At 69.0% G+C, this 24,109-nt stretch carries 16 protein-coding genes and 1 tRNA gene; 10 read left to right on the top strand and 7 right to left on the bottom strand.

The features are described from left to right. Window positions 1-588 carry a tetratricopeptide repeat protein gene (locus OOB33_RS19215; protein WP_271009825.1) on the bottom strand — a complete coding sequence of 196 codons (588 nt, stop codon included), beginning with the start codon at window positions 586-588 and terminating at the stop codon, window positions 1-3. 238 nt (window positions 589-826) lie between these two features. On the opposite strand from OOB33_RS19215, the gene cysS reads away from it, so the two are divergent. The 6 genes from cysS (at window position 827) to OOB33_RS19185 (ending at window position 6,901) form a co-directional block, all read left to right on the top strand. Further along, on the top strand, window positions 827-2,206 hold the full coding sequence (gene cysS / locus OOB33_RS19210; protein WP_271009824.1) for a cysteine--tRNA ligase: 1,380 nt from the start codon (window positions 827-829) through the stop codon (window positions 2,204-2,206). Between the two features lie 2 nt (window positions 2,207-2,208). After that, window positions 2,209-2,862: a DNA-3-methyladenine glycosylase family protein gene (locus OOB33_RS19205; protein WP_102767160.1), complete on the top strand. Its 654-nt coding sequence runs from the start codon at window positions 2,209-2,211 to the stop codon at window positions 2,860-2,862. A gap of 77 nt (window positions 2,863-2,939) precedes the next feature. Further along, window positions 2,940-3,911 carry an acetyl-CoA carboxylase carboxyltransferase subunit alpha gene (locus tag OOB33_RS19200; RefSeq protein ID WP_102767159.1) on the top strand — a complete coding sequence of 324 codons (972 nt, stop codon included), beginning with the start codon at window positions 2,940-2,942 and terminating at the stop codon, window positions 3,909-3,911. A 63-nt stretch (window positions 3,912-3,974) separates the two neighbouring features. Next, a complete protein-coding gene (tilS, locus tag OOB33_RS19195) occupies window positions 3,975-5,354 on the top strand; it encodes a tRNA lysidine(34) synthetase TilS (protein ID WP_271009823.1) in 1,380 nt (459 codons plus the stop codon). 131 nt (window positions 5,355-5,485) lie between these two features. Further along, a complete protein-coding gene (locus OOB33_RS19190; RefSeq protein WP_271009822.1) occupies window positions 5,486-6,757 on the top strand; it encodes an aspartate kinase in 1,272 nt (423 codons plus the stop codon). 51 nt (window positions 6,758-6,808) lie between these two features. Next, window positions 6,809-6,901 (top strand) — tRNA-Ser (locus OOB33_RS19185). Between the two features lie 182 nt (window positions 6,902-7,083). Here the strand turns inward: OOB33_RS19185 and OOB33_RS19180 are convergent. Together OOB33_RS19180 and OOB33_RS19175 are read right to left on the bottom strand one after the other, a co-directional pair. Further along, a complete protein-coding gene (locus OOB33_RS19180; protein WP_271009821.1) occupies window positions 7,084-10,266 on the bottom strand; it encodes a prolyl oligopeptidase family serine peptidase in 3,183 nt (1,060 codons plus the stop codon). 86 nt (window positions 10,267-10,352) lie between these two features. Then, entirely contained in the window at window positions 10,353-10,496 is a 144-nt protein-coding gene (locus tag OOB33_RS19175; RefSeq protein WP_165794512.1) for a hypothetical protein, read from the bottom strand. Between the two features lie 415 nt (window positions 10,497-10,911). Here OOB33_RS19175 and OOB33_RS19170 point away from each other — a divergent pair, with 415 nt between their 5' ends. Both OOB33_RS19170 and OOB33_RS19165 read left to right on the top strand, forming a co-directional pair. Next, window positions 10,912-11,355 (top strand): PRC-barrel domain-containing protein, encoded by a 444-nt coding sequence (locus OOB33_RS19170; protein WP_102767156.1) that lies wholly within the window; start codon window positions 10,912-10,914, stop codon window positions 11,353-11,355. 106 nt (window positions 11,356-11,461) lie between these two features. After that, window positions 11,462-12,547 (top strand): AI-2E family transporter, encoded by a 1,086-nt coding sequence (locus OOB33_RS19165; RefSeq protein ID WP_271009820.1) that lies wholly within the window; start codon window positions 11,462-11,464, stop codon window positions 12,545-12,547. Window positions 12,548-12,594: 47 nt separating this feature from the next. Here OOB33_RS19165 and OOB33_RS19160 read toward each other — a convergent pair whose 3' ends face one another. Continuing rightward, window positions 12,595-12,849 carry a CsbD family protein gene (locus OOB33_RS19160; protein WP_271009819.1) on the bottom strand — a complete coding sequence of 85 codons (255 nt, stop codon included), beginning with the start codon at window positions 12,847-12,849 and terminating at the stop codon, window positions 12,595-12,597. A 61-nt stretch (window positions 12,850-12,910) separates the two neighbouring features. Further along, window positions 12,911-13,174 (bottom strand): BON domain-containing protein, encoded by a 264-nt coding sequence (locus OOB33_RS19155; RefSeq protein ID WP_223696594.1) that lies wholly within the window; start codon window positions 13,172-13,174, stop codon window positions 12,911-12,913. Window positions 13,175-13,487: 313 nt separating this feature from the next. Here OOB33_RS19155 and OOB33_RS19150 point away from each other — a divergent pair, with 313 nt between their 5' ends. Together OOB33_RS19150 and OOB33_RS19145 are read left to right on the top strand one after the other, a co-directional pair. Continuing rightward, entirely contained in the window at window positions 13,488-13,907 is a 420-nt protein-coding gene (locus tag OOB33_RS19150) for a DUF4398 domain-containing protein (protein ID WP_271009818.1), read from the top strand. 59 nt (window positions 13,908-13,966) lie between these two features. Beyond that, window positions 13,967-14,911 (top strand): OmpA family protein, encoded by a 945-nt coding sequence (locus OOB33_RS19145; RefSeq protein ID WP_271009817.1) that lies wholly within the window; start codon window positions 13,967-13,969, stop codon window positions 14,909-14,911. Window positions 14,912-14,989: 78 nt separating this feature from the next. Here the strand turns inward: OOB33_RS19145 and OOB33_RS19140 are convergent, their stop codons facing one another. Together OOB33_RS19140 and OOB33_RS19135 are read right to left on the bottom strand one after the other, a co-directional pair. Further along, window positions 14,990-23,842, bottom strand: coding sequence for a GH36-type glycosyl hydrolase domain-containing protein (locus tag OOB33_RS19140; protein WP_271009816.1), 8,853 nt, complete (start codon window positions 23,840-23,842; stop codon window positions 14,990-14,992). Window positions 23,843-23,845: 3 nt separating this feature from the next. Then, window positions 23,846-24,109: a hypothetical protein gene (locus OOB33_RS19135; protein ID WP_271009815.1), complete on the bottom strand. Its 264-nt coding sequence runs from the start codon at window positions 24,107-24,109 to the stop codon at window positions 23,846-23,848.

The raw sequence follows: 24,109 nt of genomic DNA, 5'->3' as shown, positions 1-24,109 counted from the left end.
TCAGCGGCTGCGGCTTGACGCTTCCTGCAAGAGATCGTGGGTGCGCTTGAGTTTGAGCGCCAGGCTGGTCGACGGGGCGGCCATGGCCTCTTGCGCGCGTTGGTAGGCCCGCAGTGCCTGGCGCAACAGCACATCGCCGAGGTTTTCCTGGGCCTGGGCGTGGCTGGGTTGCAGGCGCAGGGCCTGTTCCAGCTCGTTGCGGGCCCGGTCCAGGTCGCCTTGGCCGGCATGGATGACGGCCAGATTGTTGTAGGGGTCGGCCAGGTCGGGAAAGTCTTCCGTCAGCTGGATGAAGATCTGCTGGGCGCTGGACAGCTGACCCATCTCCATGCGCATCACGCCCAGGGCGAAGCGCAGCTTCAGCTCGTCAGGGGTTTGCTTCAGGGCCGCTTCCAGCGTGCCTACGGCCTGCTGGCGCTGGCCGGCCAGCCACTGGCGCTGGGCGATGTCCAGCTCGCTGGCCTGGCTCCAAGCCGGTGCCAGCAGGCCGAGGGTCAGCAGTGCGGTGAGGAACGGCCGCCGTGCCCGCAGCCGAGGCTGCCGGCGGGGTGTTGGAAGCAGGGGGGAGGGCAGAGTTTGGTCGGGCATGGGGCGCAAGTGGGGCAGCTTGGCGGGTAAGTGCCAGGACTTGGCTGCAGAACCCTGCCGGTATACTGAGGCTCATTCTACGGCGCCCGCCCACAGTCGTCCGGCCGGCCTTCGAAGCAGTGTGAGCATCGCTTGAAGCCGAACCGGCCGCAGCCCATGCCTCCGCGCGCTTCGCAGGCTCGCCAGCCACTTTGACGTCTTTTGTCGGCTCGGCGCGTAAATCCTGGCTCAAGCACCCATGTCGTCTCTTCGCATTTACAACACGCTGACCCGCTCGGTCCAGCCTTTCGCTCCCATCGAACCCGGCCATGTGCGCATGTACGTCTGCGGCATGACGATTTACGACCTCTGCCATGTGGGCCATGCCCGCATGATGATGGCCTTCGATGTGGTGCAGCGCTGGCTCAAGGCCTCGGGCTACCGCGTGACCTATGTGCGCAACATCACCGACATCGAGGACAAGATCATCAAGCGCGCGGTCGAGCGCGGCATCAGCATCCGCGAGCTGACCGACGAGATGATCGCCGCCATGCACCGCGACATCGGCGCCTTGGGCGTCGAGCGCCCGACCCATGAGCCGCGCGCCACCGATTACGTGGGCCAAATGCTGGACCTGATCGGCACGCTCGAAAACAAGGGCCTGGCCTACCGGGCCAGCAACGGCGATGTGAACTACGCCGTGCGCAAATTCCCCGGCTACGGCAAGCTCAGCGGCAAGTCGTTGGACGATCTGCGCGCCGGCGAGCGCGTGGCCGTAGACGACGGCAAGCTCGACGCCCTGGACTTCGTGCTGTGGAAATCCGCCAAGGAGAGCGAGCCCGAGGACGCCAAATGGGCCAGCACCTACGGCCCGGGCCGCCCCGGCTGGCACATCGAATGCTCGGCCATGTCCTGCGCCTTGCTGGGTGAGCGTTTCGACATCCACGGCGGCGGCATGGATCTGCAGTTCCCGCACCACGAGAATGAAATCGCTCAGAGCGAGGGCGCGCTGGGCCATTCTTTCGTCAACGTCTGGATGCACAACGGCTTCCTGAATGTGGACAACGAGAAGATGTCCAAGAGCCTGGGCAACTTCTTCACCATCCAGGATGTGCTGAAGACCTACGACGGCGAAACCCTGCGCTACTTCATGCTGCGCACCCATTACCGCAGCCCCTTCAATTTCAGCGATGCCAACTTGGACGACGCGCGCGCCGCGCTGCGCCGTCTCTACACCGCGCTCGATGGGCTGGAGGTGCCGGAGCTGGCTGAGCTGGACTGGAGCGAGCCGCGTGCCGCGGCGTTCCGTGCGGCCATGGACGATGACTTCAACACCCCGGGCGCCCTGGCTGTGTTGTTCGAGCTGGCCAGCGAAGTGAACCGCACGCGTTCGTTGGCGGATGCGGCCTTGTTGAAGAAGCTGGCTGGCACCCTCGGTGTGTTGCAGCAACCGCCTCGCCAGTACTTGCAGGCCGGCGCCAGCTTGGACGAAGCCGCCATTCAGGCGCAGATCGAAGCCCGCGCCGCCGCCAAGGCCGCGCGTGATTTCGTCGGTGCGGATCGCATCCGCGCCGAACTCCTGGCCGCAGGCATCGTCTTGCAGGACTCCGCCGCTGGCACCACCTGGTCGCGAGCCTGAGCGTGGTGCGCGCCAATGCAGCCGGGGTGACCCCGGACTACTGGGATGAGGCTTGCCGCCATCTCGTCAAGCGCGATCGGGTGCTGAAGAAGCTGATCCCTCAGTGGGGTGAGGCCCGCCTGCAAAGCCGGGCCGATGCCTTCACCACCCTGGCCCGCTCCATCATCGGCCAGCAAATTTCGGCCAAGTCGGCCCAGGCGTCCTGGGAGAAGTTCGTGGCCTTGCTGCCCGGCAATGCCGCCAAGATTCAGCCGGCTGCCTTGCTGGCGCAGCCCACCGAGTCGCTGCGCGGCGCGGGTCTGTCGGCCCGCAAGATCGAGTACCTGCGCGATCTGGCCCAGCATTTCGAAGACGGCCAGGTCCATGTCAAGCAATGGACGCAGATGGACGACGAAGCCATCATCGACGAGCTGGTGGCCATCCGTGGCATCGGCCGCTGGACGGCCGAGATGTTCCTGATCTTCCACCTGACGCGGCCCAATGTGCTGCCGCTGGACGATCCGCGCTTGATCAAGGGCATCAGCGATCTGTACTTTTCCGGCGAGCCGGTGTCGCGGGCCGAGGCGCGCGAGCTGGGCGACGCCTGGGCGCCTTACCGCTCGGTGGCCACATGGTACATTTGGCGCAGCCTCGATCCGGCCCCGGTGCAGCCCTGATTCGCCCGTCTCCCGCCTCCCGTAAAATGGCGGCTTGAGTCGTCTCCGGACCCTCCTCACTGACACGAAATCGCAGGATGAGCAAAAAACATTTTCTCGAGTTCGAGCAGCCCATTGCGGAGCTGGAAACCAAGATCGAAGAGCTGCGCTATGTGCAAAGCGAATCGGCGGTGGACATCTCCGAAGAGATCGACCGGCTCTCCAAGAAGAGCCTGCAGCTGACCAAGGACGTTTATGCCAACGTCGAGCCCTGGCAGGTCTACCAGATCGCCCGGCACCCGCAGCGCCCCCAGACCCTGGACTACTGCGCCGAGGTCTTCACCGAATTCCAGGAACTGCACGGCGATCGTCATTTCGCCGATGACGCGGCCATCGTCGGCGGCTTGGCCCGTTTCAATGGCCAGGCCTGCATGGTGATCGGCCACCAGCGTGGCGCCGATTCGAAAGAGCGCGCACTGCGCAACTTCGGCATGCCGCGCCCCGAGGGCTATCGCAAGGCCCTGCGTTTGATGAAGCTGGCCGAGAAGTTCGGCCTGCCGGTCTTCACCATGATCGACACAATGGGCGCCTATCCTGGCATCGGTGCTGAGGAGCGCGGTCAGTCGGAAGCGATCGGCCGCAACATCTTCGAGATGGCCCAGCTGGAAGTGCCCATCATCGCCACCGTGATCGGCGAAGGTGGTTCGGGCGGCGCCCTGGCCATCGGCGTGGCCGACCAGGTGCTGATGTTGCAGTTCTCGGCCTACTCGGTGATCTCGCCGGAAGGTTGTGCCTCCATCCTGTGGAAGTCCGCCGAGCGTGCCTCGGAAGCCGCCAGCGCCCTGGGCATCACCGCCCACCGCCTGAAGGCCATGGGCCTGGTGGACAAGATCGTCAACGAGCCGGTCGGTGGCGCCCATCGCGACAACAAGCAGATGGCCTCCAACCTCAAGCGCGCTCTCAGCGACGCCCTGCGCCAGGTCAGCGACCTCAAGCCCAAGGAGCTGCTGGACCGCCGTTACGAGCGTCTGCAGGCCTATGGTCGCTTTGGCGACACCAAGAGCCGCTGATCCCTCCGCGGATCGCGAACACCGGGCCCCGAGGGGCCCGTTTTTCATGGGCGATGTCTTGCCGTGCCGAATCTCAAGCTGAATGTCGATCTGGCCCAGCCCCGGCTCGTGGCCGTGGCCTTCAGCGGCGGCCGGGATTCGACGGCCTTGCTCTACTGCGTGGCGCGCCAGGCCCAGGCGTTGAATCGCACGCTGGAGGCGCCTGTGCAGGTGCTGGCCCTCCATGTCCACCACGGCCTGAGCTCGCAAGCCGATGTCTGGCTGCAGCACGGGCAAACGCTGTGCCGGGAATGGGCGGCACAAGGCCTGCCGGTCGAGTTTCGTCACCGGCGCTTGGCGGGCGAGCCCGCTGCGGGGCAGAGCATCGAGGCCTGGGCTCGTGAGGGGCGCTACGCGGCCTTGGCCGAGATGGCGATCGAGGCCGGCGCCACGCTCATCCTCATGGCCCACCACCGGCGCGATCAGGCCGAAACCCTGCTGCTGCAAGCCCTGCGCGGCGGCGGTGTGGCTGGCTTGGCGGGCATGCCCCGCTTGCAGCAGCGCGGCGGCAACGCCGATCTGGTTTGGGCCCGACCCTGGTTGCAACAGGGCCGCGAAGCCATCGAGGCCTACGTCGAAGTGCAGGGCCTGAGCTTTGTCGAGGACGAGAGCAACAGCGACCCACGTTACAGCCGCAATCGCCTGCGCTTGCAGGTCTGGCCGGCGCTGGCCCAGGCCTTTCCTGCGGCCGAACGCAGCCTGGCCCTGGGTGCGCAGTGGGCCCAGCAGGCGCTGGCCTTGCAGCGCGAGATGGCCGAGCAGGACCTGCCGGCTTTGCTGAGTCCGCAAGGCCTGCATCTGCCGGCCTTGCGAACGCTCAGCCCGGCGCGTGCCAGCAATGCCTTGCGGGCCTGGCTGCATCAGCAAACGGGGCAGGTCGCGTCGGCCCGTCGGGTCACCGAGCTGCTGGCGCGTGAAGACGTGGAATCGACCCTCAGCTGGCCCTGCGGCCCCGGTGTCTTGCACCTTTACCGTGAGCATCTGAGCTGGCAGCCTGCGCTGCAGGCGGGAGCGCTGGTCGGTGAGGCGAAGCTGCTCGATTTGAGCCGGCCGGGCGTCTATCCGCAGCCCGATTGGGGCGGCGCCTGGGAGGTCGTGGCGGCGAGTGATGGCGGGGTGCTGGCCGAAAGCTTGGCCCAGGTCTGCATGCGGGCCCGGCAGGGCGGCGAGCAGTTTCAACGCCAGCCGCGCGGGGTGGCGCGCGGTCTCAAGAAGGCCTACCAGAGCGCGGCGCTGCCGGCCTGGCATCGCGAGGGGCCGCTCTTGCTGAAGGCCGATACCCAGCAAGTCCTGTTCGCGCCAGGCCTGGGTTTGGATGCCCGCAGCTGGGCCCCGCCGGGCGTGCCGCAGCTGCAGCTTCGCTGGCTTCGTCTGGGTGAGAGTGAGCCTGCGCCGGATGCGTAAGCCGGCTCCCGCAGGCCCGGGGGAGGGCGTCATATTGCTGCAATGCAGCAGCTAGAATCTTCGGCTGCGACCGCGGCGCACCCCACCCGACCGGGTTTCCCACCCTTTCCGCGCGTGACGAACTGACCCTTATGGCATTGATTGTTCACAAGTACGGCGGCACCTCGATGGGGTCGACCGAGCGCATCCGCAATGTCGCCAAACGTGTCGCCAAATGGGCCCGTGCCGGGCATCAGATGGTGGTCGTGCCTTCGGCGATGAGCGGTGAAACCAACCGTCTTCTGGGCCTGGCCAAAGAGCTGGCGCCCGCCGGCAGCAGCGCCGCGCTGAACCGTGAACTGGACATGATTGCCTCGACCGGCGAGCAGGTCTCGGTGGGCCTGCTGGCCATTGCCCTGCAGTCCGAGGGCCTGGAGTCGGTCAGCTACACCGGCTGGCAAGTGCCTGTGGCCACCGATTCGTCCTACACCAAGGCCCGCATCGAAAGCATTGACGACACCCGCGTGCGTGCCGACCTGGCCGCCGGCAAGGTGGTCGTGATCGCTGGCTTCCAGGGCATCGACGAAGAGAACAACATCACCACCCTGGGCCGTGGCGGTTCGGACACTTCGGCCGTGGCGATCGCTGCGGCCATGAAGGCCGATGAGTGCCTGATCTACACCGATGTGGACGGCGTCTACACCACCGACCCGCGCATCGTGCCGGAGGCCCGCCGCCTGCACACTATTAGCTTCGAAGAGATGCTGGAGATGGCCTCGCTGGGCTCCAAGATCCTGCAGATCCGCTCGGTCGAGTTCGCGGGCAAGTACCGCGTGCCGCTGCGCGTGCTGTCCAGCTTCACGCCCTGGGACATCGATATCAACGAGGAAGCCAAGTCCGGCACCCTGATCAGTTTTGAAGAGGACGAGAAAATGGAACAAGCCGTCGTGTCGGGCATTGCCTTCAACCGTGACGAAGCCAAGGTGACCCTGCTGGGCGTGCCGGACAAGCCGGGCATTGCCTTCCAGATCCTGGGCCCGGTGGCCGATGCCAATATCGACATCGACGTCATCATCCAGAACGTCTCGCATGACGGCAAGACCGACTTCAGCTTCACCGTGCCGCGCAACGATTACGCCCGCACGCTGGAGCTGCTGGAGACCAAGGTTGGCCCCGCCACCAATGCCTCCAAGGTGGTCGGTGATCCGCGCATTTGCAAGGTCAGCATCGTCGGCATCGGCATGCGCTCGCATGTCGGCGTGGCCTCCAAGATGTTCCGCGCGCTGAGCGAAGAGGGCATCAACATCCAGATGATCTCCACCAGCGAGATCAAGACCTCGGTCGTGATCGACGAGAAGTACATGGAGCTGGCCGTGCGCGCGCTGCACAAGGCCTTCGATCTGGACCAAGACGAAAAATCTTGAAGAAGTTCTTGCGAAGCCTGAAATTCTTCGTATAGAATGCAAGGCTACGCTGGAGTCGTGACCGAGTGGCCGAAGGTGCTCCCCTGCTAAGGGAGTATGTGGGCAAAACCTGCATCGAGAGTTCGAATCTCTCCGACTCCGCCAGCTGAAGTTGGCAGACTGCAAAGTCGAAAACAGACGCTGCAAAAATGCGAAACCCCTGATGAGCGAAAGCTGATCAGGGGTTTTTGCTTTGTGCGCTCGATTTTCTTATTCATCTGAGCAGTGGGCGCAAAAGAAAAGCCCGGTCACCTTGTGGTGCCGGGCTGTGCTGATGGGCTAACGGTTTACGGAGACGTGGCGGCCGCAGCGCTTGCTGAGCCTGCTTTGTTGCCCGCTGCTTCAGCAGCCTTTGGCTTGTAGGCATCCGACACATCGCGCTTGCCGCGTTCCAGCCAGGGCACGGGCTGGTCCATCCAAGCCGGGCGTGGCGCGTTCAGCAGGTAGTGGTCGAAGAACTCGGCCATATGCAGGCTGAAGTGCTTGATGTTGTCGCGCTCGCGCAGGCCGTGCTTCTCGCCGTTGTAGTTGAACCAGTAGGCTTCCTTGCCCAGGCGGCGCAGGGCGGTGAAGAACTCGATGGCCTGGTAGAAAGGCACGGCATCGTCCTCATCGTTGTGCACGGTGAGGTAGGGCGTTTGCACCTTGTGGATCTGGAAGATGGGCGAGTTCTCCAGATAGAGCTGCGGCTTGTCCCAGGGCGTGGCGCCGATGCGGCTTTGGCCTTGTTCGTACTGCACCGCGCGGCTGATGCCGGTGCCCCAGCGGATGCCGCCGTAGCCGCTGACCATATTGGCCATCGAGGCGCCAGCTTCCGCCGCGCGGAACATCGTCGTGCGCGTCAGCATGTGATTGATCTGGTAGGCGCCCCAGCTGTGGCCCTGGATGCCCACGCGCTTGGGATCGGCATAGCCTTTCTTGAGCAACTCGCGCACCGCCGGCAGCACCGTGTTCATGGCGCTCTGGCCCGGGTGGCCGACGCTGAACACCACGTCGGGGCGCAGCACCAGATAGCCCTGGCTGGCATAGCGCGTCGGGTTGATGTTCTGGCCCGGCGCCGGCGCCACATGGTTGTGCAGCTTGTCCGTCATCTTTTCGTAGATGTAGACCATCACCGGGTACTTCTTGGCCGGGTCGAAGGTCTCGGGCTTGGTCAGCAGGGCTTGCAGCTTCTTGCCGTCGGCGCTGGTGTAATCCATCAGCTCCTGGGTGCCCCAGAGGTAGCCAGCCTGCTGTGGGTTGGCCTGGCTGATCTTCTTCGGCGCGGCCAGGGCGGTGTTGCTGGCCCAGAGGTCGGGGAACTCGCTGAAGCTTTGCTGCGTGTAGAGCAGGGTGTCGGCCTGCTTGGCCTTGATCACCGTGCCCAGCAGCTTGTCGGCATGCAGCAGACGCTGCGGCTGGCCGCCGGACAGGGGCAGCCGGTAGAAGCCGGTGTCGCGCTTGAGCAGATGGGTGGCGCCCAGCATCAGGCCCGCGGCAGGCAGGGGTTTGTGCTCGGGCTCTTCGATGTCCAGCACGATCTGGCGCAGCTGCAGGCCGTTCTTGCGACCCCAGCCCTGGCTGAGGTTGCGGGTGCTCAGGTCACTGAGCTGCACGGCCCAAAGGTCGTAGCGGTCGTAGAGCACAACACTGGCATCTCCCTCGGTCCAGCCCGCCGAGCCATAGGGTTCAGCCGGTCCGGGCGTGTCGCGCTCCTCGTTGTCGAAGCGCAGGCCGCTGCGCTTGCTGAGCTTGGCGGTCAGTGCCTGCGCCTGGCCGCTGCGCGTGTCCCAGGCCCACCAGCCGCGGTCCTCGACCTGATAGCCCAGCACATAGCGGCCGGTCGGCGAGAGCTTGGGTGCGAACTTGAGCTTGCGGGCCAGCAGCTTGGCCTCGCCGGTTTGCAGGTTGACGGCGTAGGCATCCTGCTTCTGCCCCTGCCAGGAGGCTTCGATCTGGTAGGGCAGCTCGGACAGACCGAGGCCCATCTCGGCGTTGTCGTTGATCACCACCGTGGGCAGCTCGGTGCGGGCCAGCTGCACCAGGCGCGGCGCCGCTTCGCTGCCCGTCGCGGGCAGATGCAGCACGGCGCGGTAGTTGCGCTGGCGTTCCTTGTCGGCCTTGACCTTCTGCACCGATTGCAGCTCGGGGTCTTTCCAGTGCCAGAGGTCCACCTTGATCGGCTCGGGCGCGTCCTTGGGCTCGGCCTTGGGCAGGGGCGCGGTGCCCAGGAACAGGCGCTGGCCGTCCTTGCTGAAGCTCAAGGCCCCATGCTCGCTCGGGGCCCAACCGGCGGGCAGGCCGGCGGTTTCGGCGCTGACCACGGCCAGTGCGGTTTTCTGATCGGCGCGCCAGAAGAAGAGCTTGAACGGTGTCGGCTCTTCGGCCTTGTCTTTTTTGTCCTCGGCTTTGGATTCGGACTTGTCTTCCGTCTTAGCCGCCTGCGCTGCCAGATGGTCACGGTTGCTCAGCCAGGCCAGTTGCTGGCCGCTGCGGTCAAAAGCCAGCTGCCTGTAGCTGCCCGCACCGGCCAGCAGCGCTTGCGGCGTGGCGTTCTCCGCGCCCAGCTCCAGCAGGTAGACGCCTTCGCGCGCTCGCGCCTTGGCGGTGGTGGCGGCATCGGCTTTGCCTGACGGTTCTTTCACACTGACCGCATAGGCGATGCGCTGGCCGTTGCGCGCCCAGACGAAATCACTGGCCTCTTTGTCCAGGCTCTGCCGCTGGCCGGTGGCAGCGTTGATCAGCAGCAGCTCGCTGCCGCTGTCTTTCTTTTTTCCGGCGGCGCTGTTCGTGGCCGAAGCGGCGGCGGTCTGGTCATCGGCCTGCTCGGCCTCCTTGCCCTCATCGGTCTTGGCCTTGGCGGCCTCGTCTTTCTTGGCGGCTTCCTTGACCGGCTCCAGCAAGAGGGCCAGATGGCTGCCGCCGTCCTCGGCCCAGGCGAAGCGCTTGACGCGCTCCTGGCTCTCGGGCTTGCCGCTGCTCAGGTCCAGCCAGCCGGCGCCGGGCTTGGGCGCGTCATCGCCTTTTTTCTTGTCTTTCTTGGCCTTGTCCAGCTCGGCGCGGCTGGGCTGCAGGGCATAGGCGACAAAGCGACCGTCGGCGCTGAAGACCGGCGCCGTGCCGCGCGGCACGCGCCATTCCTGGCCATCGGCCAGGCGGCGCAGCACCAGCTCACCATCGCTTTCCTGGCCAACCAGGGCGTAAGCCGCCCACTGGCCGTCGCGGCTCAGGGCCGTGCCCTGGATGCTGCGCCAGCCGGCGTACGCGGCGTGGTCGATGGCTCGCTTGGCGCTGGCCGCGGGCGCACTCGCACCCACGGGCGCGGTTTCGGCGGCATGCAGAGGGAGGCTCAGCAGCCCCAGGCCGGCACTGGCCAGGCTGATGGCCAGAGGCCATGCGCGCAGCTGCTGCTTGAAGCGAGCGGGGCGCGTCGCTGCGCGGGGGTGAGGGAGGAGGGCGGAGCCCGAAGGGCCGGAGTGGGAGCCAGACATCGCAGCGGCGCCTGCGCAAACAGGCGTGGGGAATCATCAAGCTGCGCTTTATATCAAGCCCGGGCCCGCTCCTGGGTCCGAATGGATCATGCCTCCCAGTCGGCCGTGCCGATTTCCGCGAGTTGCAGATCCTCGAGATGGAAGGCCGCCAGCGTCCACCACATCCAGCCAGCCAGTGCCACCGATGGCAGCAAGAGCAAGAGGGCCAGCAGGTACAGGCCCGCGTTCATCCGGGCGTCCGGAGCGAGGTCGTGGGTGGTGTGCCAGTTGGCTCAAGGCTGGGCTGCCGCTCGTCTTCCACACCGAGCTCGGCCTGCCGCGGCCGACGTGCGCGCGGCTGTGGCAGGGGGAAGATGAACTCGCGAGCCGGCGTCGGCGTCGGGGCCGTGCCGGGGCGTACGGGCAGGTGCAGGGTGCTGCGTGTTTTCATGACGTCCTTGGTCGTGGAGGAGGCGAAGCCGGTGACGCGGTTGTAGCGGCGCCGAGGCCCGGAGTCGGTTCGCCAGCGCACCGCGCTTGCCGTGCCGCCTTGCTGCGCCGCCCTGCCGCGCCTGCCTGGTGCGCTAGGGCACAGACCGGGGCCAGGCACCCGCCCTAGGCTGGAGTTCTGAGCTGCCATCCCGGCGGCCCTGGAGGACCCACACCATGAGCTACGAAGACCGCGATCCCTACGGCATTTACAAGAGCAATGCGCAGCGCAAGAGCAGCAACAGCACGGGCACCGGCCCCGGCCCGCAGCTGATGGGCGCCGACACCTTGATCGGCAACGATGTGGTCAGCCTCAGCGAGGACGATCTGGGCGACATCAAGGAGCTGATGCTGGACATGAAGACCGGCCAAGTCGCCTACGCCGTGCTCGCCTTTGGCGGCTTTCTCGGCATGGGTGAGAAGCTGTTTGCCGTGCCCTTCAGCGCCCTGCGCCTGGATACCTTGCACAAGCGCTTTGTGCTCAATGTCGAGCGTGAGCGCCTGCAGGGCGCGCCCGGTTTCGACAAATCGCAGTGGCCCGATATGGCCGATGCCGAGTGGGCGCGGGGTGTCCATGCCTACTATGGCAGCAAGCCCTATGCCGACAGCATGAATCGCTGAAGCCCGTGCCTGACGGCACCGGGGCAATGCAGCGGCTATGCTCGGCGGGTCTCGTGGTTCGCCACCCGGCCCGCCTGTGCGGGCCCCGCATGGAGTCTTGTGTCCCGTGAATTCCAAGCTGCAGCACTACATCCAGCTCGCCGCCCTGTCCGTCGTCGTGATCGGCTGCTTCCAGATCCTGCAGCCCTTCATTCCGGCCCTTTTGTTTGCCGCCGTGGCCTGCTCGGCCAGCTGGCCCTTGCATCTGCGCCTGCGGAGTCGCTTGAACGGGCGTGCCACCGTGTCTGCCGCGGTGATGACCTTGCTCTTGGTCGTGCTGGTCATCGGTCCCAGCAGCTTGCTGGCCATGAGTCTGGCTGATGATGTGACCCATGCCGTCGAGCGTGTGCGTTTGCTGCTGGACGCCGGGCCCATGCCGCCACCGGCCTGGTTGCGCGAGCTGCCCCTTGTTGGCGTGCCGCTGGACAACTACTGGCACCGCATCGCCGACAGCCGCGAGGAGTTCGTGGCCCTGCTCAAAAGCCTGATCGAGCCCACCAAGACCGTGTTGCTGGTGGCCGGCCGTGCCGTGGCCGGCAGCTTGATCCAGATGCTGTTCGCCGCCTTTGTGCTGTTCTTTTTCTACCGCGATGGCGAGAAGCTGGTCGCGAGCGCACGTGCCATGCTGGGTACCTTGGCCGGGGGGCATGGCGATGAGATTCTCGACACCGTGCACCACACCGTCACTGGCGTGGTGCACGGCATCTTCGGTACTGCCTTGGCCCAGGGCCTGGTGGCCCTGGCCGGCTTCTGGGTGGCCGGTGTGCCCGGCGCCCTGGTGCTGGCGGCGGCCACATTTTTCCTGTCCATGATTCCGGTCGGCCCGCCGCTGATCTGGGGCGGCGCCACCATCTGGCTGTTCCAGCAGGAGCAGCCCGGCTGGGGGGTGTTCATGCTGCTCTGGGGCCTGCTGGCCATCAGCAGCATCGACAACGTGGTCAAGCCCTTGCTGATCAGCCGCCACAGCGCCTTGCCCATGCTGCTGATCGTGCTCGGCGTGTTCGGTGGCATCGCGGCCTTCGGTTTCATCGGCATCTTCATCGGCCCGCCCATGCTGGCCGTGGGCTTGAACCTGGTGCAGATGTGGACAGCCCGCCCGGCCGCTGGCGCCACGGCCGCATCAAGCACAGCGGCGCCTGACCAGGGTCTCTGATCCGGCGCCGCGGCAGTCCTTCGTGATGCGCAGGCTGATGAGGTCGTTTACTTTTTCGGAACCTTGCCGTCATGCGGGGGCGCCGGGCTGCTGAACCAGCCTTCGCTGGCGCGGCGTTCCCAGGCGGCCAGCTGCTTTTCTGCTTCTTCCTTGATCAGGCCATAGCGTTCCTGGATCAGGCCGGCCAGCTGGTCGCGGCGCCCGGCCACCACGTCCAGATCGTCGTCGCTGAGCTTGCCCCACTGCTCCTTGGCCTTGCCGGCCGCCTGCTTCCAATTGCCTTGTATGCGATCCCAGTTCATGGTGGGTTTCCTTCGAGTGTGAGTGTCTGTGATTGAAAAAGTGCGAGGGATGCCGGGCCGCTCAAGGCCGCACGGCAATCTCGTTCTTCACCGCTTTCACGCCCACCACCTTCCAGGTCAGCGCTTCAGCCGTGGTCTTCTCGCGGCTGCTCTTGGCAAAGCCTGAGAGCATCACCGTGCCTTGCAGGGTCTCGACGCTGATGGCCGAGGCGTCGACATCTTTGTTGTCAATGAAGCGGCCCTTGACGGCCGTGGTGATGGCGCTGTCGTCCAGATAGGCGCCGACGGTCTCCTGGCCGCGGGTGACGGCGCAGCCGCTGCCCATCAGCAGCAGGCTTGCGCAAAGCCCGGTGTAGATGCCGCCGAGGATCAGGGTTCGGAGTGGCGGGCGGGTGAGCTGTGGCCTGACTTGATTCATGATGATTCCTTGCTTGAAAGGCCGCCGGCGCGGGATGCGCCGCAGCGGGCTACCGTCACTATCCGGCGGCGCCGGGGGCGGCCGCCTAGGGCAACAGCGCAATCCGCTGTAGGACAAGAGGCCTTGAGCCCGAATCGGCCGCCAGCGTTCGCCAGCGAACCGACGCGCTCAGCCCCGCGCCTCAGGCTCGCTCATCCGTGTCAACACCTTGGAGCCCTTGATGAGCATCCCCCCGACCCCCCCGACCCCCACCACGCCCCCGATCCCCATGAGCACCGCCCGACGCCTGTGGACCTACGCCACCCTCTGCAGCGCCGGCCTGTTGGCGGCCTGCGCCAGCATGCCGCCACCTACGGAGCAGATGGCGGTGTCCACCGCGGCCTTGACCAGCGCCAATGCTGCGGGCGCCGGTCAGTGGGCGCCGATGGAGCTGCGCAGCGCTCAGGACAAGCTGGACCGCGCCCGCCTGGCCATGAACGACAAGAACTACGAGCAGGCGCTCTGGCTGGCCCAGGACGCACAAGTCCAGGCCCAGCTGGCCGAGAAGAAGGCCGGCGCCGGCAAGGCCGGCAAGGCCGCCGATGAGCTGCGTGAGGCCAGCCGTGTGCTCAGCGAAGAGCTGCGTCGCAAGACGCCCTGAGCGGCCTCGATTCCGTTCCGCGCATCCCACCCATCTCTCCGACAAGGACACCCCCCACCATGAAGCCTCCCCGTCGCATCCATTCCCTGTCCCTGGTCAGTGCGGCCTTGCTGGCCGTCTCGGCCAGCCTGCTGGGCTGCAGCAGTCTGCCCAGCGACAACCTCCAGCTCGACCGGGCGCGCAGCGATTACCGCAGCGCCCAGGCCGACCCGCAGACGGCCGCCCATGCCGCCAGCGAGATGAAGCTGGCCCGCGAAGCCCTGGACCGCGCCAACAGCGCCTGGGCCGCGCAGGACGCGAGCGCCAAGGTCGATCACCTGGCCTTCCTGGCCCAGCAGCAGGTCGCCATCGCCCAGGAGACCACGCGCCAGAAGCTGGCCGAGGCGGCGGTCAGCAGCGCCAATGCCCAGCGCGACCAGATCCGCCTGCAGGCCCGCACGCAAGAGGCCGATCGCGCGGGTCAAGCCGCCGGCATCGCCCAGGCCCAGGCGGCGCAGTCGCAGCAGGACAGCCTGAACGCCCAGGCGCAGACGGCCGCCGTCCAGCTGCAGGCGCAGAACCAGGCCGAACAGGCGCGCATTCGCACCTACCAGCTGGAGACCCAGATCCGCGAGTTGCATGCCAAGCAGACCGAGCGCGGTCTGGTCATCACCATCGGTGATGTGCTGTTTGACAACAACCGCGCCGAGCTCAAGAGCGGTGCCCAGCGGGACCTGGAGCGTCTGTCGGTCTTTCTGAAGACCTATCCCGAGCGTCGCGTGCGGGTGGAAGGTTATGCCGACAGCGTCGGCAGTTCCAGCAGCAACGAGTCGCTGTCCGGCCGCCGCGCCGAGTCGGTGCGCAGCGCCTTGCTGGCTCTGGGGGTGGAACCCGGCCGCGTGGTGAGCCAGGCCATGGGTGAGACCCACCCGGTCGCCAGCAATGACAACGCTGCCGGCCGCCAGCAGAACCGACGGGTCGAGATCGTGCTTTCGGATGAGAGTGGGGTGATGGCCTCGCGCTGAGCGCGCGGCCGGTCAAGAAGAAGGGAAGGGCGGCCTCGGCCGCCCTTTTCCATGGGCGCATGCCCCGGCGGACAGACCTCAGAGTTGCAAGACAAAGCGCGCCTCGAGTGGCAGCCCGGCGAGGGCCTGCCGCTGCCCTGGTCGCAGCAGCTGCGCCGCTTGTTCCTGCGCCAGGGCCTGGGCTTGCGCGGGCGTGCCGCGCAGCAGGGTGATCTGCAGCAGCCGGCCCTGGCGGCGCAGGATCAGGCGGGCTTGCGGCCAGGCCAGGGGCAGGCAGGGTTGCAGGCTGAAGTGGTCTGTGCCCAGCGCCAGGCCGAAGATGGATTCCAGCGCCGCCCGGTGCAACCAGGCGGCCGAGCCGGTGTACCAGCTCCAGCCGCCGCGGCCGGTGTAGGGCGGGGCGCTGTAGATGTCGCCGGCCACGGCATAGGGCTCGGCGCCGTAGACCCGGCTCTGGCGCGGGTCGCTGGCGCGGTGGGCCGGGCTCAGGTAGCGGAAGTAGCGGTAGACGTTCTCGCTGGCGCGTGTGGCCTGGGCCTGCAGGGCTGCTGCCGCCAGAGGCTGGGGCTCGCCCTGGGCCAGCTCCAGCAGCTGGCGCGCCAGGCCGGCCTGGGCCATCAGCGCCCACACGCCGGCATGGGTGTACTGGCCGCCGTTCTCGCGCACACCGGGCGGGTAGGCCTGGATGTAGCCGGGGTTGTGGGCGTGGTCGGTGCCGGCGGCCCCCGCTTCTGCAGCATCCTGCAGCGGCGGGTCCAGCAGGCGGATCAGGCCGGCGTTGCTGTCCACCAGCAAACCATCCATCGAGGCCAGGGCGCGTGCCTGCAGGTCCAGCGGCGCAGCGCCGGACAGCACGCTCCAGGCCTGGGCAATCAGGTCAATGCGGGCCGGGCCCGGCTCGGGCTTGTGTGCCTGGCCGCCCAGGGCCTGGCCGTCGTCGAAGTAGGCGCGGGTGAACCAGGCCCCGCCCCAGGCCGTGCCCAGCAAGGCCTGCTGCCAGCCCTGCGCCGCGTCCAGCCAGCGCTGCGCCCGCAGATGCTGGCCGCGCGCCTGTGCCAGCGGCGCAAAGTCCATCACCAGGCGCCAGAGCAGCCAGCCCAGCCAGACCGATTCGCCCTGGCCGCCCTGGCCCACGCGGTTCATGCCATCGTTCCAGTCGCCCGTGCCCATCAGGGGCAGGCCATGGCGGCCCACGCGCAGGCTGCGGTCGATGCTCAGCGCCGCGTGCTCGTAGACGCTGGCCCGCTGGGTGCTGATGCCGGGTCGGGCGTAGCGGTCCTCGCCCAACTCGGGCGGCTCCACGCCGTTCAGGAAGGGCACGCTTTCGTCCAGCAAGCCCGCATCGCCGTTGATGCGCAGATGCTGCAGGCAGGCCAGGGGCAGCCAGAGCAGATCGTCCGAGCAATGGGTGCGCACGCCCGCGCCCAGCGGCGCATGCCACCAGTGCTGCACATCGCCCTCGGCGAACTGGCGGCTGGCATGCAGCAGGATCTGCGCGCGCAGCAGCTCGGGCGCGACCCAGGCCAGGGCCATGGCGTCCTGCAGATGGTCGCGAAAGCCGGTGGCGCCCCCGGCCTGGTAGAAGCCCGCCTTGGCCCACAGGCGGCAGGCCAGGGTCTGGTAGAGCAGCCAGCGGTTGACCAGGGCGTCGAACAGCGGGTCGGGTGTCTGCACCTCGCTGGCCTCCAGCAGGGCGTCCCAGCGTGCCCGCACCAGGCTCAGGCGCTGCAGCGGCGGCTGGCGCACGGCCTGGGTCAGCAGGCGCTGGGCCGCGGCCGGGCTGGCGGCATGGCCGAGCAGAAAGGTCTGCTCGCAGCGCGCGCCGGCCGCCAGGGTCCAGCGCCGGCTCAGCAGGGCGCAGGGGTCCAGGCCGGCGCCCTGCGCCTCGCCGCCATGCTGCGGCAGCTGCAGGCGGCCGCGGGCGTCGAAGCATTCGCGGCGGTCGCAGCTCCAGTCCAGGCTGTCCTCGGGGCCGGCCGTGCCGGGGGCCATAGGCAGCAGGGTCAGGAAGGCGGTGCTCTGGCCAAAGCCGGCCGAGCCCTCGCGCTGCGTGCACAGCAGGGCCAGGCCGCCATCCAGCTGCAGCATGCGGCTGTCGCAGCTCATGCGCTCGTTGCGCTGCGCGCCCATCAGCCATTCGACCAGGCCGATCAGGCGCAGGCGCCGGCTGCGCTCACCCGCGTTGTGCAGGCGCAGCTGCACCTGCTTGATGGCCTGCTCGGCATCGACACACCAGCGCAGGGTCCAGCTCAGGCTTGCGCGCTGCTGGCGCATCTCGGTCCAGCCCTGGCTGTGACAGACCTGGGCCGGCGAGCCCTCGCCCCAGGCCGAGGGCGCCAGGCTCCAGACCTCCTGGCTGGCCTCGTCCTGCAGCAGCCACCATTCGCCCGGGGTGTCGGCCACGGGGTCGTTGGACCAGGCGCTGAGCTGGTGCAGGCGGCTGTTCAGCGCCCAGCTGTAGCCGGCGCCGCTGTCCGAGACCTGGGCGCCAAAGCCCGGGTTGGCCAGCACATTGATCCAGGGCCGCTCGGGCCGCTGGCGCGCGCTGACCTCGAACTCGAAGCGCGCGCCGTCCGGGCTGAAGCGCCCCGGGTCGGCCGGCTGCCGCGCCGCGCTGCGGCACAGCGCCACGACCTCGGCGCCGCCGTCCTGGCGCTGCTGGCAGGCGGCCTCGAAGGCGGCGCTCCAGACCCGCACCTGGTGGTGCAAGGGCCGGCCATCGGCCTCCAGGCAGACGCTGGCCAGCGCGCGCATGCTGTCCAGCTCGGCGGCGCTGACATCCTCGGCGCGCAGCAGGTGGAACTGGGTGCGGCTCGGGCCCGCGGCCTTGCCCTGGGTGTTGTGCGTGTTCTGCATCTGCGCCTGGGCGGCGCCTTCGGCGAGATGGCGTTCGCGCAGGGCCGCCAGCTCGCGCTGCAAGGCCATGTGGTACGAGGCCGATTCGGCATTGATCACCACCAGATCGCAGGCCACGCCAGCCCAGGCCCAGAGGCTCAGGGCCTGCGCCAGGCTGCGCAGCAGGCCCAGGCCTTCGATCACCCCGGCTTGCACGACGATCAGCGGCCGCTCGCCCGAGATGCCGAAGCGCCAGAGCAGGCTGCGATCGCAGCCGGGCGTGCCGTCCAGCAGCACGCCCGCCGCCTCTTGCAGCTGCGGGCGGCTCAGGCTCAGCAGCAGCGCGCTGCTCAGGGTCTGCACGGCCGCCAGATTGGCCGGGCTGATGCGCAGGCTGCGCAGGCGGATGCCGCAGAGTGTGGCCGACATCAGCGAGGCGCGTTGCACATGGGCGGCCTGCCGGTACTTGTCGATCACCGCATGCAGCGTGCCGGCCTCGCGGCTGGCCGCGGTGGCAAAGGTCAGCATCAGCTTGCCCTGGGCCGGGATGCGCAGGCGCGCGGCCAGCACGCAGACCGGGTCCAGGCCGGTGTCCAGCACCACCGCATCTGGCCCGGCCGGCACGGCGCGCAGCTGGCCGCGCGGGCGGCAGGCCGGCTGCAGGCGGCCGCGCCAGAGCTGGCGGTCGGTTTGCAGGGCCAGGCCGTGCAGGCCGCTCTCGGCGGCGGGGCTCTCGGGGCAGAGCTCGGTCAGGAAATGCGCCAGCAGCAGCTCGGGCTCGCCCGGCAGGCGCGGCTTGCGCTGCAGCAGCAGGGCCTGCTGCGCCGCCTGCCACTGGGCGCGCAGGAACAGGTTGCTGAAGGCCGGGTGCGCTTCGTCGGCGCCGGCTTCGGCCAGGGTGGGCTCGAAGGCCGAGATCAGCTCCAGCTCCAGCGGCCGATCACCGAGGTTGTGCAGCTCGACCTGGCGGAACTCGATGTCGTCCTCGGGGCTGACCCAGACGGTCAGCTGGCTGCTCAGGCCCGGCCAGTGCGCGCTCAGGCAGACGCGGTCGGGGTGGAAGCTGCAGCGGTAATCGGCCCGAGCATCGGGCGCGGGATGCTGGGTCAGCGAGACCAGGCGCTGCGGCTCGGCCGGGTCCAGGCCGCGCAGAAAGAGAAAGCTGCCGTACTCATCGCGCAAGGCATCGTCGCGCTGGCGGCTCAAGCCGCTGCTGCCCAGCTGCGAAGCGCCGGCCCCATTGGGCCGCAGGCTCAGGTGGTAGCGGCCGTTGGAGAGCAGCTGGCTGGGCTCGATGGCGGCCTCGCCCGGGTCCACCTCGCGCAGCAGGCCGCTGACGCGGCGCTCAAACACCGGCGCCGGCAGCAGGGCCACCGGCAGGCTCAGGCGCGGCAGCTCGCGTGGCGCACGCTCGTGCAGCAGGGAGGCCACCGCCTCCAGCGGCGCATAGGCCATGCCCCAGCGCTGCACCTGGCCGTCCAGCAGCACATTGGCCAGGGCGGCGATGCTCATGCCCTGGTGGTGGGCCATGAAGGTCACCACCGGCACGCAGCCGGCCAGGCGGCGCTCGGGCAGGCCCGGGCCTTGCTCCTGGCCCTGGCGTGCCGGGCTGAAATCCAGCGCTTCGATGAAGCCGTAGCGGCCGCGCGCGGACAGCTCCTCCAGCAGGGCGAAGTTGCGGCAGGCCAGTCGCGGCTCCAACTGCGCGGCCAGGGCGGTGGCGTAGGGCGCGATCACCAGCTCCTCGGGCGGCGTGCGGCGCAGGGCCAGGCGCGGCACGCCTTGCGGTGCGTACTGGTAGGCCAGGCTGTGGTCGCGCCCGGCATAGGCCGATTCCGAGATGCCCCAGGGCAGGCCGGTGCGGGCACCGAAGGCGCGCTGCTCGGCAATCGCCGCACGGCAGGCGCCGCGCAGGGCGCTGCCCACCGGCTCGTCCAGCATCAGGCTGGGCATCAGGTACTCGAACATCGAGCCCGACCAGGAGCGCAGCCCCGCTGCCAGGCCCGAGGCAAAGAAGGGCCGGCCCAGCGCCGCCCAGTGCCGCACCGGCACATCGCCCTTGGCCATGGCCAGCAGGCTGGTCAGGCGCGACTCCGAGGCCAGCAGGTCGTAGAAGCCGGCGTCCAGCTCCTGCTCGGCCACGCGGAAGCCGATGTGCAGCAGATGGCGCTTGGGGTGGTAGAGAAAACCGAAGTCGGGCTCGGCGGCGAGCGCTTCGCAGCGCTGGGCCAGGGCCAGCAACTGGGGGCTGGCCGTGGCCGTGCGGCCCTTGGCCTGCGCCTGAATGTCCTCCAGCGCCGAGCGCAGCAGGTTCAGATGGTCCAGCAGCAGCCAGTTCAGCTGCTCGCGCGGGTCGCTGCTGAGCTCGGGCGGCGCCTCATGCGCGCCGGTGCTGTGCGTGCGGCGCTGGGCCAGCTCGCCGGCCGCCTGCTCGAGCAGCAGCTCGAAGCCCGCCGCATCGGCGCGCGCCTGGGCCAGCGGCGCCGGCAGTTCGATCAGCTCGCGCAGGCGGGGCCAGCTCGGTTCCCGGCCTTCACTTGCCAGCGGCCACAGCACCCGCAGCGGCTGCAGGCGCTGGCGTGAGTCTTCCAGCGCGGCTTCGGCGGGGCTGCTGGCCCAGGGCGCCAGCGCCAGGCTGCGGCAGGCCTGGGCTACGGCCAGCAGATGGCCGCAGAGATTGCCGCTGTCCACGGTGGAGACATAACGCGGCAGCAGGGCGGTGCCAGTTTCGGTGTCGTACCAGTTCAGCCAATGACCGCGGTGGCGCTCCAGCGCGGCCAGGCTGTCCAGGGTGGCGCTGAGGCGGCGCATCAGCTCCTCGCTGCCGATCCAGCCGAACTGGCGGGCGCAGGCCACGCTCAGCAGGTAGAGGCCGATATTGGTGGGCGAGCTGCGGTGGGCCACCATCTCCTGCGGCAGCAGCTGCAGATTGTCGGGGGGCAGCTGCCGGTCTTGCGGGCCGACGCAGCGCTCGAAGAAGCGCCAGGTGTCGCGGGCAATGCCGCGCAGATAGCGCTGCTCGGCCCCATCCATGCGCTGCGATCGCCGCCCGGCTTGCAGCCAGCCGGGCCGGCTGGCCCAGGCCAGCCACAGCGGGCTGGCGGCCCAGAGCAGGCACAGGCCCAGGCCCAGGGCCAGGCGCGGTGCGGTGGCGGGCGCCAGGCTCAGGCCTGCGGCCAGCAGCAGGCCGGCCACGGTGACGCGGCGGTGCCGGGCCCAGATCGCTGTCCAGTGCGTGCCGCTGTGCAGCAGGGCCGCCTGTGCGGCGGCAGCGGTGGTCCATTGCAGCAGCAGGCGGTGGCTGTGGCCGCTGCGCCAGAGCGCGCGCACGATGGCATCCAGGGCCAGGGCGCTTTGCTCCAGCAGCAGGGCCAGCTGCCAGAGGCTGGCCAGCAGGGCCCGGGCCAGCTCGGCCCCGCCCTCGCGCAGGAAATGACCGAGGGCGATGCCGCTGCGGCTGGGCAGCAGGCCGGCCAGGGCACCCAGCAGCGGCCCGGCCAGATGGGCGGCCAGCACCAGAGCCAGGGCCGCGCCCGGTGCCAGCCAGAGCCCGGCCGGCAGGCCCAGGGCCAGCAGCAAGAGCAGCAGCGAGGCCGGCGCCACCAGGGAGCGGCGCAGGTTGTCGGCCAGCTTCCAGCGGTTCAGCCCACCCAGGCGCAGGGCCTGGCGGCTCCAGCGCTGCGGCATCAGGGCGGGCAGCAGAAACGGCAGCAGCTGCCAGTCACCGCGGATCCAGCGGTGCAGGCGCGAGGCGGCCACCTCGGCATGGAAGGGCGCATCCTCGACCAGGCTGATGTCGCTGACCGCGGCGCATCGCGCCAGCGCACCTTCCAGCAGGTCGTGGCTCAAGACCTGACCCTCGGGCAGGCGGCCGTTCAGCACGGCCTGCAAGGCCTGCACATGGAGCAGGCCCTTGCCGCTGAAGCTGCCTTCGTCGAACAGGTCCTGGTAGGTCTCGGAGCTGGCCGAACCGTAGGGGTCGATGCCGCACTGGCCGGCAAACAGCCAGTGGTAGGGCGTGAAGTCGCTGCGCGCCGGCAGCGGCGTGACCACGCGCGGCTGCAGGATGGCATAGCCGGCCAGCACGCGGCGCGGCTGCTCGGGCGTGGCGCCGGCCTCGCTCAGGCGCGGCTCGTTGCGCGGGTGGGCGGCCACGCCGACCAGCTCGCGCAGGCGGCCGGGCGGCATCTGGGTGTCGCTGTCCAGGGTCAGCAGGTGGTGGATGCCCGGCGCCGGCTGCGAGAGTCGGCCCAGCTCGACAAAGGGCGACACCGCCTCGCCCGGGCAGGCCAGATGCTCGACCAACTGCTCCAGCTTGCCGCGCTTGCGCTCCCAGCCCATCCAGCGCTGCTCGCTGTCGCTGAAGCGGCGCGGGCGGTGCAGCAGCAGAAAGCGCGCCGGGGCCTCGGGCGCCACCGGCGCGGCTCGGTTGAGCGCGCCGAGGGCGGCGACGGCGGCGCCGAGCAGGGCCTCGTCGCCCTCGCTGCTGGCCTGATCGGCATCGGCCCAATCACTGAGCAGGGCGAACTGCGCCTGCGGCTCGGGATTGGCCAGCTGGTGCAGGTGCAGGCGGTGGGCCAGAGCGGCGATGGTGGCCGCGTCGCTGAGCAGCACCGGCATCACCACCAGCACACGCTGGGCCGGTGGAATGCCGTCGGCCAGGGCCAGGCGGGGCAGCTCGGCCGGGCGCAGCGATTCGCTGAGCAGGCGGTTCATCAAGGCCAGGCAGGCCTCGGAGGCCGGCAGCAGCATCAGGGCCGCACAGGCCAGCAGGGCCGGCCAGGGCGCGGCCGCCAGCGAGGGCTCCAGCCACCAGAACATGGCCAGCACCGCGGCCGTGGCCAGGCCCAGGCTGCCGAGGTAGAGCGGCAGCGCACGGCGGCGCAGCACGGTGCGCAGGGCCAGGCCGGGCGATTCGCGCAGGCCCAGGGCCTGCAGCAGGGCCGGCCGGCCCTCGCCTTGCAGCCAGTGGCCGCAGGTCTGGGTGTGGGCCGCAGGAAGAACGACGCCGGCGCGTGGGCAGCGCATCACATCGAGCAGCAGCTGGGCCACGCCCAGTTCGCTGCGACCGCAGCGGCGCGCCAGCGCCTCGATGGCATGCAGGGTCTGGTCGCGGGTGCGGCTGTGCTCGGCGGCAAAGCTCTCGCAGCCCAGCAGCAGCTGCATCAGCGGGCTGCTGCGAGCGATGATCTCGGGCCAATCGGCCTCGCCGATCACGCGCAGGGAGTGCACGGCGTTGCTGACGCTGAGGTTGTCGGCCGTCTGCTCGGCCGCTTGTTGCAGTTGGGCGGCGGCCGGGTCGGGCAGGGCTTGCAGCAGCCAGGCGCGGCGGGCCTGGCTGGCCAGAGGCGCCGCCGCATCCAGCGGCTCGGCACGGTGCAGCAGGCGCTGGGCCATCTGCGCCAGAAAGGGCTGGTCCAGACCGCGCTGCTGCAGGGCGGTGCGCTGGGCTTCCAGCGTGGCCACATCGAGTTCGGCGATCCGGTCACAGGCCTGGTTGGCCAGCTCACGCGCGGCCTTCTGGCCGGCCACGCGCTCGGCCAGGCGGCGCAGGTTCTCGATCAGCACCACGCGCAAGGTGGTGGGCAGGGCCCAGATCTCGCCCAGATTGAGCGGCCGCACGCCTTGGTAGGCACACAGGAAATGGACCAGCAGGTCTTCATCGAAGGCGCCATCGGTGTGGGCGATGCAGGCCCAGGCCACGCCGTAGACGCGCGGCAGGCCGGCCAGCGGCTCTTCGCTGAGCACGGGCAGGGCGCGGAAGTAGCGCCGCGGCAGGCCTTGCTGCACCTCTTGCAGCTGGGCCTCGATCAGGTGGAAGTTGTCGAGCAGCCATTCGGCCGCCGGGCTGATGTCGAAGCCGGTGCTGGCCTGGCGGGCCAGGAAGCGATGGGCCTGGCGCAGGCTGTCGATATTGCTGCGCAGGCGCGGCACAAAGGTTTGGCCGCGCCGCTGTTCGCGGGCCGCGCGCACCCGGTGGGTGGCGGCCAGGCTGCGGCCATGCTGGGCAAAGCGCTGCCGGCCAAAGATTTCCGCGCGGATGGGCGCCAGCATGCGGCCCTGCCGGGGGTCGAGCAGGGCGTGCAGCAGCTCCATCGCTCAGCGCCAGGCCTGGTAGAGCAGGGCGGCCAGGGTGGCCAGCAGCAGGGCACTGGTGACGCTGCGGCGGCTGACAAAGCCCACCAGGGCATCGGCGCCGCAACGCAGGGCGAACAAGCGCCCGCGCAAGGCCCGGCACAGGCCCAGATGGGCGCCCAGGGCGGCGGCGCTGGCCGCGGAATCCTCACCACGACCTGGCGGGGCCAGGCGGTCTTGCGCGCAGGCTGGGTTCGGGGCGGTGAAGGCGGGCAGGCTGGGGTTCAT

The organism is Paucibacter sp. B51 (genome assembly GCF_027863535.1).
GTDB lineage: Bacteria > Pseudomonadota > Gammaproteobacteria > Burkholderiales > Burkholderiaceae_C > Paucibacter_A > Paucibacter_A aquatilis.
This window is presented reverse-complemented; position numbering and strand designations above follow the sequence as displayed.